The organism is Kosakonia sacchari SP1 (assembly GCF_000300455.3).
Taxonomy (GTDB): Bacteria; Pseudomonadota; Gammaproteobacteria; order Enterobacterales; family Enterobacteriaceae; genus Kosakonia; species Kosakonia sacchari.
This window is the reverse complement of the sequence record NZ_CP007215.2, coordinates 1-15,327: the sequence shown is the minus strand read 5'-3', so window position 1 is coordinate 15,327 and position 15,327 is coordinate 1. Positions and strand designations below refer to the sequence as shown.

The 15,327-nt window shown below is 54.3% G+C and carries 13 protein-coding genes and 1 other annotated feature; of the genes, 4 read left to right on the top strand and 9 right to left on the bottom strand.

What is annotated here, in order from left to right; translation table 11 throughout:
• The first annotated feature begins 175 nt into the window (after positions 1-175).
• Positions 176-922, top strand: a complete 747-nt coding sequence (locus tag C813_RS05525; protein WP_017458084.1) for a GntR family transcriptional regulator — start codon at positions 176-178, stop codon at positions 920-922.
• Here the strand turns inward: C813_RS05525 and C813_RS04365 are convergent.
• Positions 890-2,551, bottom strand: coding sequence for a putative transporter (locus tag C813_RS04365; RefSeq protein WP_017458083.1), 1,662 nt, complete (start codon positions 2,549-2,551; stop codon positions 890-892). The two genes, C813_RS05525 and C813_RS04365, sit on opposite strands and share 33 nt — an antisense overlap.
• A gap of 288 nt (positions 2,552-2,839) precedes the next feature.
• Here C813_RS04365 and oxlT point away from each other — a divergent pair, with 288 nt between their 5' ends.
• Positions 2,840-4,102, top strand: coding sequence for an oxalate/formate MFS antiporter (gene oxlT, locus C813_RS03895; RefSeq protein WP_017458082.1), 1,263 nt, complete (start codon positions 2,840-2,842; stop codon positions 4,100-4,102).
• A 42-nt stretch (positions 4,103-4,144) separates the two neighbouring features.
• Here the strand turns inward: oxlT and ibpB are convergent, their stop codons facing one another.
• Positions 4,145-4,573: a small heat shock chaperone IbpB gene (gene ibpB / locus C813_RS03495; RefSeq protein WP_017458081.1), complete on the bottom strand. Its 429-nt coding sequence runs from the start codon at positions 4,571-4,573 to the stop codon at positions 4,145-4,147.
• A 110-nt stretch (positions 4,574-4,683) separates the two neighbouring features.
• The gene (gene ibpA, locus C813_RS03390) at positions 4,684-5,097 is read right to left on the bottom strand and encodes a small heat shock chaperone IbpA (RefSeq protein ID WP_017458080.1); all 414 of its coding nucleotides are present in this window, start codon (positions 5,095-5,097) and stop codon (positions 4,684-4,686) included.
• Positions 5,091-5,166 (bottom strand) — a sequence feature (ROSE (Repression Of Heat Shock gene Expression) occurs in the 5'-region of heat shock genes and acts as an RNA thermometer to modulate expression.). It overlaps the preceding gene by 7 nt.
• Before the next feature lie 242 nt (positions 5,167-5,408).
• Here ibpA and C813_RS02785 point away from each other — a divergent pair.
• The gene (locus C813_RS02785; protein WP_025263785.1) at positions 5,409-5,735 is read left to right on the top strand and encodes a YceK/YidQ family lipoprotein; all 327 of its coding nucleotides are present in this window, start codon (positions 5,409-5,411) and stop codon (positions 5,733-5,735) included.
• A 4-nt stretch (positions 5,736-5,739) separates the two neighbouring features.
• Here the strand turns inward: C813_RS02785 and C813_RS02460 are convergent, their stop codons facing one another.
• Positions 5,740-6,963 (bottom strand): DUF3748 domain-containing protein, encoded by a 1,224-nt coding sequence (locus tag C813_RS02460; RefSeq protein ID WP_017458078.1) that lies wholly within the window; start codon positions 6,961-6,963, stop codon positions 5,740-5,742.
• Positions 6,964-7,087: 124 nt separating this feature from the next.
• Between C813_RS02460 and C813_RS02310 the strand changes: the two genes are divergently transcribed.
• A complete protein-coding gene (locus tag C813_RS02310) occupies positions 7,088-8,176 on the top strand; it encodes an FAD-binding protein (RefSeq protein ID WP_017458077.1) in 1,089 nt (362 codons plus the stop codon).
• Positions 8,177-8,197: 21 nt separating this feature from the next.
• On the opposite strand, the gene yidA is transcribed toward C813_RS02310, so the two are convergent.
• From yidA to dnaA, 5 genes are all read right to left on the bottom strand, one after another.
• Complete coding sequence (gene yidA, locus C813_RS02290; RefSeq protein ID WP_017458076.1) at positions 8,198-9,010, bottom strand: sugar-phosphatase; 813 nt, start codon at positions 9,008-9,010, stop codon at positions 8,198-8,200.
• A 151-nt stretch (positions 9,011-9,161) separates the two neighbouring features.
• Positions 9,162-11,576, bottom strand: a complete 2,415-nt coding sequence (gene gyrB, locus C813_RS02240; RefSeq protein ID WP_017458075.1) for a DNA topoisomerase (ATP-hydrolyzing) subunit B — start codon at positions 11,574-11,576, stop codon at positions 9,162-9,164.
• A 28-nt stretch (positions 11,577-11,604) separates the two neighbouring features.
• Entirely contained in the window at positions 11,605-12,678 is a 1,074-nt protein-coding gene (recF, locus tag C813_RS01770; protein ID WP_017458074.1) for a DNA replication/repair protein RecF, read from the bottom strand.
• Between the two features lie 146 nt (positions 12,679-12,824).
• On the bottom strand, positions 12,825-13,925 hold the full coding sequence (gene dnaN / locus C813_RS00390; protein WP_017458073.1) for a DNA polymerase III subunit beta: 1,101 nt from the start codon (positions 13,923-13,925) through the stop codon (positions 12,825-12,827).
• A gap of 4 nt (positions 13,926-13,929) precedes the next feature.
• Positions 13,930-15,327 (bottom strand): chromosomal replication initiator protein DnaA, encoded by a 1,398-nt coding sequence (dnaA, locus tag C813_RS00005; protein ID WP_017458072.1) that lies wholly within the window; start codon positions 15,325-15,327, stop codon positions 13,930-13,932.

The following is a 15,327-nucleotide window of genomic DNA, read 5'->3' as shown; positions in this document are numbered from 1 at the left end:
TGTTTTGGTGGCCTGAAGTGAGCATATGAATTCACCTGCCAGCCGGCAGGAGACGCCGCTGCGTTCCGTGATCCCTTTCATGGTTTTATTTCGCCCCTTCAGGTCTACTTTTTGCGTTAAAAATGGACATCTTCAATGAGGTGACTCCCCTTATGAGGCATAAAGAGGTCTACAGGTGATCTATAAATCGATTGCTGAGCGGCTGCGTCTGCGGCTGAATTCATCGGATTACAACGTTGGTAGCCCCTTACCGGGTGAAAAAACGCTGGCGCAGGAATTTGGCGTAGCGCGAATGACAATCCGAAAAGCGGTTGATCTGCTGGTGGTGTGGGGGCTGGTGGTGCGCCGTCACGGCAGCGGTACTTTTGTCGCGCGTAAGGATGTGCACCACGAAACCACCAATCTTACCGGGCTGGTGGAGGTGCTGCGCCAGCAGGGCAAAGAGGTACACAGCAAAGTGCTGCTGTTTGAAGTGATGCCTGCGCCACCGGCGATAGCCAGCCAGTTACGCATCCAAATTAATGAACGCATCTACTTTTCGCGCCGGGTTCGCTATGTCGAGGGCAAACCGCTGATGCTGGAAGATAGCTATATGCCGGTGAAACTGTTCCGCACGCTCTCATTGGCGCACCTTGAAGGGTCAAAGTTTGATTACATTGAAAAAGAGTGCGGCATAACGATTAGTGGCAACTACGAAAGCCTGACGCCAGTACTGGCGGATAAGCAACTGGCGCAAACATTGAACATCCAGGAGCAAACGCCACTGCTGCGCATCACCTCCCTTTCCTACAGCGACAGTGGCGAGTTTCTTAACTACTCGGTGATGTTCCGTAACACCCGCGATTACCAAGTGGATTACCATTTGCGGCGTATCCACCCGGAAACGCCGTTAGCCCATACCCCAGAAGATCACCGCCAGTAATTGCGGTGTGATAATGCGCAGAAACATCACCAACGGATAGACCGTGGCATAGGAGAGTGCCGCTGCGCCGCTGGTCGGGTGCAGCGCATTAGCGAAGGCCAGCGCGGGCGGATCGGTCATCGACCCGGCCAGCATGCCGCACAAAGTCAGGTAGTTCATCTTCGCCAGCATCCGCGCCAGCAAACCGACGGTTATCAGCGGAACGGCGGTAATGAAAATGCCGTACCACATCCATTTCACCCCATCGCCGTGGGTCAGCGTGGCGATAAAATCCCCGCCGGATTTCAGCCCGACCACCGCCAGAAACAGCACAATACCCAGTTCCCGCAGCGCCAGGTTGGCGCTGGGCGGCATAAACCAATATAGCTTGCCGATACTACCGATACGCCCAAGGATAAGCGCCATAATCAGCGGCCCACCGGCCAGCCCCAATTTCAACGCCGCAGGGAAACCGGGAATAAACACCGGCACCGATCCCAATAACACGCCGAGGCCAATACCGATAAACACCGGCAACATCTGCACTTGTTGCAGTTTATGCTGCGCATTGCCGACCTCATTGGCGACGGCGTCAATCGCCGATGGCCTTCCTACGAGGTTGAGAATATCGCCGAACTGCAGGCTGGCGTCGCTGCTGGCCACCAGCTCAACCCCGGCGCGGTTAAGGCGCGAGATTACGACGTCGTAGCGCTCTTTAAAGTGCAGATCGCGGATTTTTTTCCCCAGCACTTTTTCGTTGGTCACCACCACGCGCTCTACCCGCAAATCCGTACCGCGCGTGGACAATGAGACATCGACTTCCTGGCCGATGACCACTTGTGCGTTATGCAGATCTTTCGGTAAACCGACCAGATGCAGCAAGTCTCCGGCTTCAATCAGCGTGCCCGGCGAAGGCACCATCAACAACTCACCGCGTTTTAGGCGCGAGCAGATGATTTTATCGCTGTTGAGGATGGGCACGTCCTGAATCGCCATCTTGTTGAGGTTCGGGTTTTCCACGCGAATATTGATGGTACGAATTAGCGATGTTCCGTTACTGAGCGTGGCGTCGTGCTTACGCGCTTCCTCATCCACATTGACACGGAACAGTACACGCAGTAACCACATGCTGAGCAAAATCCCGCAGATGCCGAACGGATAAGCCATCGCGTAGCTCATGCCCATCTGATCCAGCACCGGGCCTGCAATGCCCAAATCACGCAGAATTTGTTGCCCCGCGCCGAGCGCCGGGGTGTTGGTTACCGCGCCGGAGAAAATTCCCAGCACCACCGGCAGCGGAATAGCGAACAACTTATACAGAATGGCAGTGACCAGCCCGCCGAGAAGGACTATCAGAATAGCGAACAGATTCAGCCGCAGGCCGGAGACGCGTAGTGAGGCGAAGAAGCCCGGCCCGACCTGAATGCCAATGGTATAAACAAACAGGATCAGGCCGAACTCCTGCACAAATAACAGCATTGGGCTGCTTAACGGAATGCCCAGTTGATCAACAAAGTGGCCGACGATTATCCCACCGAACAGCACACCACCGATGCCAAACCCGATGCCGCGAATCTTCAGATTACCTATCCATAACCCGACGACAGCAACGAGTGCCAGAACGCTTACGGTTAACGCGATATCACTCATGATCTTTTCCCTGTACATGATGACTACAGGAATATTGGCAGAAGCTGTAATAACTGTATGGGTGATGCTGCACAAAGTGCAGGGATTTTCTCTGCTTCGTGATGCGGCGAAAATTGCACCAACAAATGACGCTTGCCCCGAATCAAAGCAGCGCTGTTCGCCTGTCTCTCCGCGTCAGGATGGGTTCAAACCCTATGCTTGCTAAGCATCTGCGTAATTCCAGCCGCAACAACAGGTTATGGCATAGTTAATGCAAAAGACCACTTTTGTTAACAACAGGGTGGCAGAATGACAAATACAACATTGACCAACGTGGTGGTAGCAAGCCCGAAAAAGTGGATGCAACTGGCGCGGGGCCTGTTGTGCATGGTTTCCATTTCCAGCCCGCAGTATGTCTGGGCGCTGCTGACGCGGCCGTTTATGGAAAAACTGCACGTACCGCTGGCGGAAATACAGCTCACCTTTTCGCTACTGATTATTCTGCAAACCTTCTTCTCCCCCTTTCAGGGACGGTTAATTGATAAGTTTGGCCCACGGCGGCTGATTGCCATCGGCACGGTGTTGAGCGGCGTAAGCTGGATGCTGACCGCCACCATCAGCAGCCTGACGGAACTCTATCTCTATTACGGCGTACTGGGCGGCCTTGGCACCGGCATTGTTTATATCGGCGTGGTTGGCCTGATGGTGCGATGGTTCCCGGAAAAACGCGGATTTGCCACAGGGATGGTGGCGGCGGGCTACGGTATGGGCGCGATCCTGACGACTTTCCCGGTGACGCAATCACTGGCCGCCAAAGGGCTGGAGAATACGCTGTGGCAATTTGGCCTGCTGATGGCGGTCATCGGGTTTCTCGCCAGCCAGGGGCTACGGGCACCGTACAGCAGCCGAACAGAAGACGTCACCAGTAATCTGAAGATGAGCGCCAGAAGTTTTGCGCCGAAAGAGATGCTGCGCAAGCCGCTGTTCTGGTTGATGTTTGCGATGATGACCATGATGTCGACCTCAGGACTGATGGTGACGTCGCAGATGGCTATTTTCGCTGAGGATTTCGGCATCACCACCGTCACGGTAATGGGCATGGCAGCGCTGCCGCTGGCAATGACCATCGACCGTTTTATGAATGGCTTAACGCGCCCGGTGTGCGGGTATATTTCGGATCGGATTGGGCGAGAAAACATGATGTTTATCGCTTTTGGCCTGGAAGGCTGCGCAATGGCGCTGTGGTTGCTGTGCAAAGACGATCCGCTGCTGTTTGTGCTGCTTTCCGGGGTGGTATTTTTCGGCTGGGGCGAGATTTTCTCCCTGTTTCCCGCTACGCTCACCGACACCTTCGGCACGCAGCATGCCACTTCGAATTACGGCTGGCTCTATATTTCTCAGGGGATTGGTTCGATTTTCGGCGGCCCGCTGGCGGCGCTGCTGTACCAGAAAACCGGTAGCTGGGATCTGGTGTTTGGCTGCGCCATTACACTGGATATTCTCTGTGCTTTGCTGGCATTTTTTGTGCTGAAACCCTGGCGTCACCGCTTCTTGCAGAGCGTGCGGGCATAAACAAAAAAGGCTCCGCGTGCGGAGCCTTTTCGTTATTAACCGTTAGCTGTTTAACGCCGGGCGGTTGCTGATGGCAATGCGCTGTGGCGCGGCACTTTCCGGCACATTACGCAGCAGATCGATATGCAACAGGCCGTTGGTGAAGGTCGCGCCGGAGACTTCCATATAGTCGGCCAGCGTAAAGCTCAGGCTAAACGGCTGGATCACCAGCCCCTGATGCAGCCATTTCGGCTCGTTAGCCGGTTTTTCCGGCGTACCTTTAACGGTTAAGCGCCCATTTTCCAGCTGGATATCCAGCTCTTCCTGGCGGAAACCGGCCAGCGCGAGGGTAATGCGGTAGTGATTGTCGTCGCCCTTCTCAATGTTGTAGGGCGGAAACGCCTGCTGCTCACTGGTGCTTTGCAGGGCGTTGGCCAGTTTGTCGAAGCCGATCCATTGACGCAGCAGCGGGGATAAATCGTAGTTACGCATTGTGTTTCTCCTTCTAAGAAGCGAGTGAATACCTGCGAGCGCGTAAGCTCACATATGCTCCCTGTCGGCGAGCATGTTTGGGACGGGCCGCCAGTCGCGACCCTGCATAATTAGTTAATTTCGATACGACGCGGTTTTTTCTCTTCCGGGATCACGCGTTCTAAATCGACATACAGCAGGCCGTTGACCAGATTGGCGCCTTTAACGTGGATATTTTCCGCCAACTGGAATTTGCGCTCGAAGTTGCGTTCGGCGATGCCCTGATAGAGGTAAGTGCGCTCTTTTTGTTCGTCAGTATGGGAACCTTTCACCACCAGCAGGTTGTCCTGGGCGGTGATTTCCAGCTCGCTTTCAGCGAAACCGGCCACAGCAATAGCGATGCGATAGTGGTTTTCATCCACTAACTCGACGTTGTACGGAGGGTAACCGCCATTGCTCTGGTTCTGGTTGTTTTCCAGCAGGTTAAACAGACGGTCAAAACCAATGGCTGAACGATAAAGCGGGGAAAGGTCGAAGTTACGCATAGTTAAAGCTCCTGAAATCAGCGAGATTTTTATGCCTTCCACAATGGACAGGCCAGTAACGTAGCCGAACACCCTTCCGGCATGTTCCCGGGCTACATTCCTAAAATATGGCTGAAGGAGAGGTTTTCAAGCCCACAATTCGGACTTTTTTTTGCACTTTCTGGCACAACGCATAGACTGGGGTTGCAGCACAAATGGTTAAAGTGCGAATGCCGCCACAGAGCGGAGCTCGAATGCTGTCGCTTTCTCGTTCGGGAGGCTATAACCCCCTGGATAGCATTCAAACAATAAACAACGATGACAAATCGAAAATGAAAACGATTCTGATAGTTTCTGCATTGCTCAGCGGGATGGTGTTGTCGGGATGTTCAAGCGTGATGTCGCATACTGGCGGCAAAGAGGGGACGTACCCCGGCACACGCGCCAGTTCGGCGATGCTGTCTGATGATGACACCGGCATTGGCACGAAATCACTGGTGGTGCTGGATATGCCCTTTACCGCCATCCTGGATACGCTGTTGCTGCCGTGGGATCTTTTCCGCCGCGATAATTCTCTTAAATCGCGGGTGGAACAGAGCGAGAAAGCCTCGCTGGCGACCGATTCGGTGATCCCCCCCGCGCCCATGCCGGCGCATTAAATTATCAGCCGGTTTCCGTCATCCATAGCTGGCGGAAACCATCCACCTCTTCCATCCAGGCAATCTGCTTACCATCCGGTGAAAACACGACCGCATCTGCCGATGGCGGGTTTGCATGATCGGCGCTCAAAAAGGTGATATCGCCATACTGCGCATCGCACATCGCGAGACGATTTTCCAGCACAAACCCCAGCGCCTCGCCGGAAGGGTGCCAGTTAAAAGCTGACTGAATTCCGTGTGTGGTATGCGTTAACTGGCGCGGTTCGCCGCCGTCCGGGCTTATCAGCCACAATTGCACAATGCCATTGTCGTCACGCATCAGAAAGGCGATTGCCGTGCCTTGCGGATTGCTGCGCACCCAGTGACGCGGCACATTCACTAATCCTGGGTAGCGGCGGTGATGGGTAAATGTCAGGCGTTTTTGCATCACACCTTTTGGCGGCGCGGGCAGAGTTTGTTCACTACCCGCCAGCGGCGCATCACCCGGTGTTTTCCAGCCCTGCTCATCGCCGGGAAGCGCAACAATAAACAGCTCCGGCACTTTTTCACCGCTGAGCGATAAGGTATCGCCGATAAACGCCAGACGCTGGTTGCCCACCCAACCCTCTTCATACGCTCGGTTTATCTCATCGCTGCCCGGTTGCGGCACGGGCGTTGTGCGGCTGACCAAAACACTCCAGTGGCTTCCGCCATATTCGCGTGGATGCGTACAAGGCGGCGTTACCGGGCCAAACGGCACCGAAACGCCGACATTGCGTAAATCCAGGGCCGGATCGCGTTCGTGCAATACATGGTCGTTATACGTGAAGCTCACAAGCTCCCCATTCGGGCTGAACACATGTACATGGGTGCCGCCGCGCAATGCACCGGGCGTGTAAGGCGCGGTAATGTCCAGCGCATCAAGATTACGGGCGATACCGTTTGCCGACACCACACCGCGCCGATGGTGAAAATCATACTGCCAGCTGGCGTCCGGGTTTTCCGGACCGTGGATAAAGACATACTCTTGCGCTGTCGGGTTCACCGTCACCACCCCGACATGCGCACCGTGTGTTGCGGTATACAGCACCTCAACGTCACCGTTGCGCACATTGACCCGCTCAATGGTTTTACCGGTAAACGATGCGCCAGAAGGGCGAACATCAAAAACCAGCCACTGGCTGTCCGCAGTCCAGGTGTTGATATTGGTAAGTTGATGATTGCGTGGGGCAAAGGTGAGCTGTTTCATGGAAAGACCCTGAAGCCATAATGTCTCCTCAGGGTATCGCAATGCGCGGGATCCGCCTACTCTGCACTTCACGGTCTCTTCACAGACACGGTTTAGCCTTCCTCGCTCGACACAGGAGGAAATGATGCAACATTTTGACGTGGCAATAATCGGTCTTGGGCCAGCAGGCGCGGCGCTGGCGCGACAGTTAGCCGGGAACCTCTGCGTTATCGCGCTGGATAAAAAGCAGCAGCAAGGCAATCGCGGCTTTAAAAAACCTTGCGGTGGGCTGCTGGCACCCGATGCGCAGCGGGCGTTTATCCGTGCAGGTATTACGCTTCCGGTGCAGGTGATGGCCGATCCGCAGATTTTTAGCGTGCGTACGGTCGATGTGCAAAGCGGCATTACGCGAAACTATCAGCGCAGCTATCTGAATATCGATCGTCACGCGTTTGATTTGTGGATGAAATCGTTGATTCCACCCTCGGTCAATGTTTACCACGATGCGCTGTGCCGAAAAATCTGGCGCGAAAACGATCTCTGGCATCTGACATTTTGCGCCGAAGGTGCGGAATCCACTGTGACATGCCGTTATCTGGTGGGCGCAGACGGCGCAAACTCAATGGTGAGACGGGCGCTCTACCCGGCGCATGACATTCGTAAATATGTCGCGCTGCAACAGTGGTTTAAAGACCGACATCCACAGCCGTTCTACTCCTGTGTTTTTGATAACGCGACCACCGATTGTTACGCGTGGAGCATCAGCAAAGAGGGTTACTTTATTTTTGGCGGCGCGTTTGCGTTGAAAAACAGCCGTGAAAATTTTGAGGCGCTGAAAACGCGGCTGGAAGCGTTCGACTTTCGCTTCGGCGAAGTGGTAAAAAGCGAGAAATGTACGGTGTTATGCCCGTCGCGCTGGGGCGATTTTGTCTGTGGAGAAGATAATGCGTTTTTGATTGGTGAAGCGGCCGGTTTTATCAGCGCCAGCTCGCTCGAAGGCATCAGCTATGCGCTGGATAGCGCCGAAATACTCAGCGGCGTGCTTTGTAGTACGCCGGACAATGCGAATACCCTCTATCGCCGAAAAACGCGGGGATTACGCGTAAAACTGCTGGGAAAAATCATCAAAAACCGCATTCTGACCACACCATGGTTACGCAAATGGATCATGCAAAGCGGTGTTGCGCATATCCCACTGACTGCAGAAAAACCGACAACCGCAGCAAGGGCATAACGCCCTTGCGCATGTTGCGGCTTAGTTCAGGGCAAATTTCTCAATCGCGTAGGCAACGCCGTCTTCCAGGTTTGATTTGGTGACAAAATTCGCCGCCTCTTTCACCGCCGGAATGGCGTTATCCATCGCCACGCCAACGCCGGCGTATTCAATCATCGCGATGTCATTTTCCTGATCGCCAATCGCCATGATCTCCTCTTGTTTGATATTCAGCGCATCGGCCAGCGATTTGACGCCGGTGCCTTTGTTCACGCGTTTATCGAGGATTTCGAGAAAGTACGGCGCGCTCTTCAGCACGGTATATTTCTCTTTCACTTCCTGCGGAATACGGGCAATGGCCTGATCGAGAATGGTTGGTTCATCAATCATCATCACTTTCAGCAACTGGATTGCCGGATCCATTTTTTCCGCTTCACAGAACACCAGCGGAATGGTGGCGACATACGATTCATGCACGGTGTAGTAGCTGATGTCGCGGTTAGCGGTGTAGAGCGTAGTGCGATCCAGCGCGTGAAAGTGCGAGCCCACTTCGCGGGAGAGTTTTTCCAGATAGCGATAATCATCATAGCTCAGCGCAGTTTGCGCGACAGTGCTGCCATCGCGGGCATTCTGTACCAGTGCGCCGTTATAGGTAATGCAATAATCTCCTTCCCGTTCCATATGCAGCTCTTTCATGTAGCTGTGTACGCCCGCGTAAGGCCGACCGGTAGTCAGCACCACGTTAATACCGCGTTCGCGCGCAGCGGCGATCGCGTTTTTAACTGCAGGAGAGATGGTGTGGTCCGGCAGCAGCAGCGTGCCGTCCATATCGATTGCAATAAGTTTAATAGCCATGAGATCCCCAGATGAGATATTTCCAGGCTCATGCTAACGCGATTCCGCTCAAAAAACAGCACGGAGATGGCGGGAAAAGGGGGATAGAAACGGGGCGGGAAGTGCCTCTTTTAAATTTTCCCCTCTCCGGATGGAGAGGGGAAACAGCGGATCAGATATCGATATTCGCCGCTTTGAGGGCGTTCTCTTCGATAAAGGCGCGGCGCGGTTCAACCGCATCGCCCATCAGCGTGGTGAACAACTGGTCTGCAGCAATCGCGTCTTTGACGGTTACGCGCAGCATACGGCGGCTGTCCGGATCCATAGTGGTTTCCCACAGCTGATCCGGGTTCATTTCGCCCAGACCTTTATAACGCTGGATAGCGAGACCACGGCGTGACTCTTTCACCAGCCAGTCCAGCGCTTGCTCGAAGCTGGCAACCGGCTGACGGCGCTCGCCGCGTTCAATAAAGGCGTCTTCTTCAATCAGACCACGCAGTTTTTCACCCAACGCGCAGAGACGACGGTATTCGCCACCGATAACAAACTCGTTATCCAGCGGATAATCCGTGTCGACGCCATGCGTACGCACGCGGATAATCGGCTCGAAGTGATTCAGCTCGCTATTAACACGCACATCGTACTTCCACTGGCTACCGTGCTGCTCTTTTTCGTTAAGCTCAGTAACCAGGGCATTGACCCAGCGCGTCACTTTCTGTTCGTCGGAAAGGTCAGCTTCGGCCAGCGTCGGTTGATACACCAGCTCTTTCAGCAGCGCGCGCGGGAAACGGCGCTCCATGCGACCAATCATTTTCTGCACCGCGTTGTACTCAGCGACCAGTTTTTCCAGCGGTTCACCGGCTAACGCAGGCGCGCTGGCGTTGGTATGCAGGGTGGCGCCATCAAGGGCGATTGCGATCTGGTACTGATCCATCGCTTCATCATCTTTGATGTACTGCTCTTGCTTACCTTTTTTCACTTTGTACAACGGCGGCTGTGCAATGTAGACATGGCCGCGCTCAACAATTTCCGGCATCTGACGGTAGAAGAAGGTCAGCAGCAGCGTACGGATGTGCGAACCATCGACGTCCGCATCGGTCATGATGATGATGCTGTGATAACGCAGTTTATCCGGGTTGTACTCATCGCGGCCAATGCCGCAGCCCAACGCCGTGATAAGCGTCGCCACTTCCTGCGAAGAGAGCATCTTATCGAAACGCGCTTTCTCAACGTTCAGGATTTTGCCTTTCAGCGGCAGAATCGCCTGGTTTTTACGGTTACGGCCCTGCTTCGCAGAACCGCCCGCGGAGTCCCCTTCCACCAGGTAGAGTTCGGACAACGCCGGGTCGCGTTCCTGGCAATCCGCCAGTTTGCCTGGCAAGCCGGCAAGATCCAGCGCGCCTTTACGGCGGGTCATTTCACGCGCTTTACGTGCCGCTTCACGCGCACGTGCTGCGTCGATAATTTTGCCTACCACGATTTTCGCGTCGGACGGGTTTTCCAGCAGGTATTCATTGAGCAGTTCGTTCATCTGCTGTTCTACCGCCGATTTCACCTCAGAAGAGACCAGTTTATCTTTGGTCTGCGAGGAGAATTTCGGGTCCGGCACTTTTACAGACACGACCGCAATCAGACCTTCACGGGCATCATCGCCTGTGGCGCTGACTTTGGCTTTCTTGCTGTAGCCCTCTTTATCCATATAGGCATTAAGCGTACGGGTCATCGCCGCGCGGAAACCTGCAAGGTGAGTACCGCCATCGCGCTGCGGAATGTTGTTGGTAAAGCAGTAGATGTTCTCCTGGAAACCATCGTTCCATTGCAGGGCAACTTCGACGCCGATACCGTCTTTTTCGGTGGAGAAATAGAAGATATTCGGGTGGATCGGCGTTTTGTTCTTGTTGAGGTATTCAACAAACGCCTTGATGCCGCCTTCATAATGGAAGTGATCTTCTTTGCCGTCGCGCTTATCGCGCAGGCGGATAGACACGCCAGAGTTCAGGAATGACAGCTCACGCAGGCGCTTCGCCAGAATCTCATATTCGAATTCAGTCACGTTGGTGAAGGTTTCATAGCTCGGCCAGAAACGCACCATCGTCCCGGTTTTTTCGGTGTCACCGGTAACTGCCAGCGGTGCCTGCGGAACGCCGTGCTCATAAATCTGGCGGTGAACTTTGTTATCGCGCTGGATAACCAGTTCCAGCTTCTGCGACAGGGCGTTAACCACGGAAACACCCACGCCGTGCAAGCCGCCGGAAACTTTATAGGAGTTATCGTCGAACTTACCGCCTGCGTGCAGAACGGTCATGATCACTTCCGCAGCGGAAACTCCCTCTTCAGGGTGAATACCGGTAGGAATACCACGACCATCATCCTGTACGGAGACAGAGTTATCGCTATGAATAGTGACGATAATATCTTTACAGTACCCTGCGAGCGCTTCGTCGATAGCGTTATCTACCACCTCGAATACCATGTGGTGCAGACCGGTGCCGTCATCCGTATCGCCGATATACATACCCGGGCGCTTACGCACCGCATCCAGCCCTTTCAGGACTTTGATACTGGAGGAGTCATAAGAATTCGACATCAACGTTTCTCGCTCATTTAATCTTGGGTTAATCCGTTATTTTACCCTTTTCCACGGTGAACATCTTCGAATTTTTGTCCGACATGTCCATCACGTGATCAGCGCTAATAGCGCTGACGAAAACCTGTGACTGCGTCGCTTTTAAGCGGCTGGCTAACAGCCCGCGCTTCGCGTCATCAAGTTCTGAGGCAAAATCATCTATCAGGTATAAACAGCGTCGTCCGCTCTCGCGCGTTAAAAACTCGCCCTGCGCCAGACGCAGCGCGCACATCAGGAGTTTTAGCTGCCCGCGCGACAGCGTGTCTTCTACCGGCGCGCCGTCCGCACGAATGCGGAAATCCGCCTTGTGCGGGCCGTGCGCGGTGTAGGTCAGCATGCGGTCGCGCTCAAAATTGCGCTCCAGCACGTCGCCGTAGTCCGTCTCTTTCTCCCATCCGCGCTGAAAAGAGAAAGTCAGAGAAAACTCCGGCAAAAATTGTTGGCAGGTATCCGCCATATCTTCAGCGATAGCGGTGCTGTATTCCGCACGCCAGCGGCTGATTTGCTCGGCCAGCGGGATAAGTTCTTTGTCCCACGGACGAAGCTGCGCGTAGTGGCTCACCTGGCGCAACGCGGCGTTACGCTGTTTCAGCAAACGCTTGAGATTGCTCCAGGCGGTGAAAAAACCGGTTTCGTTGTGGAAGCATCCCCAGTCAAGGAACGCTCTACGGTATTTGGGGCCGCCGTTAAGTAAAGTAAATCCCTCAGGCGTGATCAGCTGCATCGGCATCAGCAGCGCCAGTTCCGCGACTTTGTGGCCGTCGGTGCCGTCAATGCGCACTTTGCTGTCGCCGAGTTTGTCTTTAGTCAGGCCTATTGCCGTTTCCCGCTCTTCGCCCTGTAACCGCCCGTGCAGAACAAAAGATTCCTGCTCATGGCGGATCACGCGACCGATTTGCAAACTGCGAAACGCCCGCCCATGTCCGAGCGTATAGATCGCTTCCAGCACGCTGGTTTTGCCGCTGCCGTTAGCACCAACCAGAAAATTAAAACCAGGGGAGAGCGCGAGATCCGCATTCTCAATGTTACGGAAGTCTTTAATAAGAAGGCGGGTCAGTGACATAGTTCAGAGCATCAGTCCAGGGGCATGAGTATCGCAGCCAGTTCGTCTACCGCCAGCGCACAGAAAGCGGAGCGTACACGAAGTACGTGAGCATTTCGAGCACTGCCGGAAGGCGAAATGGCAAGTAAACCAGCCCCTTTTAATCACTACAAACGCATGGGCATAACAACATAGGCTGCGCTTTGGCTCGCCGCATCCTCAATCTGCACACTCGAAACCGAATCCGTCAGCAGAATGCGCACATTTTCACATTTCAGCGCATTCAGTACGTCCAGCACGTAGCTGACGTTAAAGCCGATTTCCATTTCGCTCCCGCCGTAGGTGACGTCGAGAAACTCTTCCGCTTCTTCCTGCTCCGGGTTGTTGGCGGTGATTTTGATTTGGTTCTCACTGACATACAGACGCACGCCGCGGAATTTCTCGTTAGAGAGGATCGCCGCGCGGGCAAATGCCTGTTTCAGCGAATCGCAGCCCGCTTCGAGAGTTTTATCCGGGTTTTTCGGCAATACGCGGCGATAATCCGGGAAACGGCCATCAACCAGCTTGGAGGTAAAAATGAAATCGCCAACGTGCGCACGGATGTTATTGCTGCCAATCTGCACGCACAGCGGCGTATCACCGCCGTCGAGCATACGCATCAGCTCAATCACCCCTTTACGCGGCACGATCACCGAATGGTTCGGTAACGCCTGACCAATCGGCATTGAGCAGACCGCCAGACGGTGGCCGTCAGTGGCAACCGTGCGCAACTCTTCGCCTTCGGTTTCAAACAGCATCCCGTTTAAGTAGTAACGTACATCCTGATGCGCCATCGAAAACTGTGTCGCTTCGATCAGGCGTTTCATGGTGGCCTGCGGGAGCGTGAACTCCACTTCGCTTTGCCAGTCGTCCAGATTCGGGAAATCTGCAGCAGGCAGTGTAGAAAGAGAGAAACGGCTGCGTCCGGAACGGATCAGCATACGTTCGCCTTCCAGCTGCACAGCGATTTCGGCGCCTTCCGGCAGACCGCGACAGATGTCGAAGAATTTACGCGCCGGTACGGTGGTCGCTCCCTGTTCATGCGGCTGGACTAACGCAAGGCGCGCCACCATCTCCATTTCGAGATCGGTACCGGTCAGCGACAACGCGCCTTCAGTAACCTGCAGCAGCAGATTACCGAGGATAGGCAATGTCGGACGTCCGCCCAGCGGGCCGCTTACCTGTTGCAGCGGCTTTAATAAGTGTTCACGTTCAACGGTAAATTTCATAGCGTCACGAAGATAATGTTCTGATTAAATTGGAAAAATCTTCTTTGATATCATGGCTTTCTTCACGCAACTGCTCAATCTTACGGCAGGCGTGCAGCACGGTAGTATGGTCGCGACCACCAAATGCATCGCCGATTTCCGGCAGACTGTGGTTGGTCAACTCCTTTGCCAGCGCCATCGCCATCTGACGCGGGCGGGCTACCGAACGGGATCGACGCTTCGACAGCAGATCCGCTACCTTGATCTTGTAATACTCCGCCACCGTCTTTTGAATATTGTCGATGGTGACCAGTTTTTCCTGCAACGCCAGCAAATCGCGCAGCGCCTCACGGACAAAATCGATAGTAATCGCGCGGCCAGTAAAGTTGGCGTTGGCGATAACGCGGTTCAGCGCCCCTTCCAGTTCACGCACGTTAGAGCGCAGGCGCTTAGCAATAAAGAAGGCCACTTCACCCGGCAGACGAATATCGTTTTCGTCGGCCTTTTTCATCAGGATCGCGACGCGAGTTTCCAGCTCCGGCGGCTCGATCGCCACCGTTAACCCCCAGCCGAAGCGGGATTTCAGACGATCCTCAACGCCGTTGATCTCTTTTGGATAACGATCCGACGTCAAAATGATCTGCTGATTGCCTTCAAGCAAGGCGTTAAAGGTGTGGAAAAACTCTTCCTGGGATCGTTCTTTATTGGCAAAGAATTGAATATCGTCGATCAGCAGGGCGTCAACGGAGCGGTAGTAGCGTTTAAACTCTTCGATCGCATTGTTTTGCAGGGCTTTTACCATGTCCTGGACAAAGCGCTCGGAGTGCATATACACCACTTTCGCGTTGGGCTTTCGCGCCACAATGCCGTTACCCACCGCATGCAACAAGTGCGTTTTACCGAGACCGGTTCCGCCATATAAAAACAATGGGTTATACGCACCGCCGGGGTTATCGGCAACCTGACGAGCCGCCGCACGAGCCAGCTGGTTAGACTTACCTTCAACGAAGTTATCAAAGGTATGTTTCACGTTTACGTTTGAGCGGTAGGTCGGTTCTGCTGGCGCCGGGACATTATCCCAACCAGGGCGAGCCGCAGGTGCCGCACGCTGTACAACCACTTGCGCCGCCTGCGCGGGCGCAGCGACAACGGCTGGTTCTTTCAGGGTCTGGCTAACCGGGCGGGTGCCCACTTCAAAACGCAACTGCGGAACATCCGTGCCGCAGAAATCATTCAGCAGCCCGTTGATATTATTAAGGTATTTGTCCCTAACCCAGTCGAGGACAAAACGGTTTGGCGCATACAAAGCCAGCGTGTTATCGCTCAGTTCCGCCTGCAATGGGCGTATCCACATACTAAATTCTGTGGCTGGTAACTCATCCTGCAATCGGGCAAGACACTGCTGCCAAAGCGAAAGTGACAC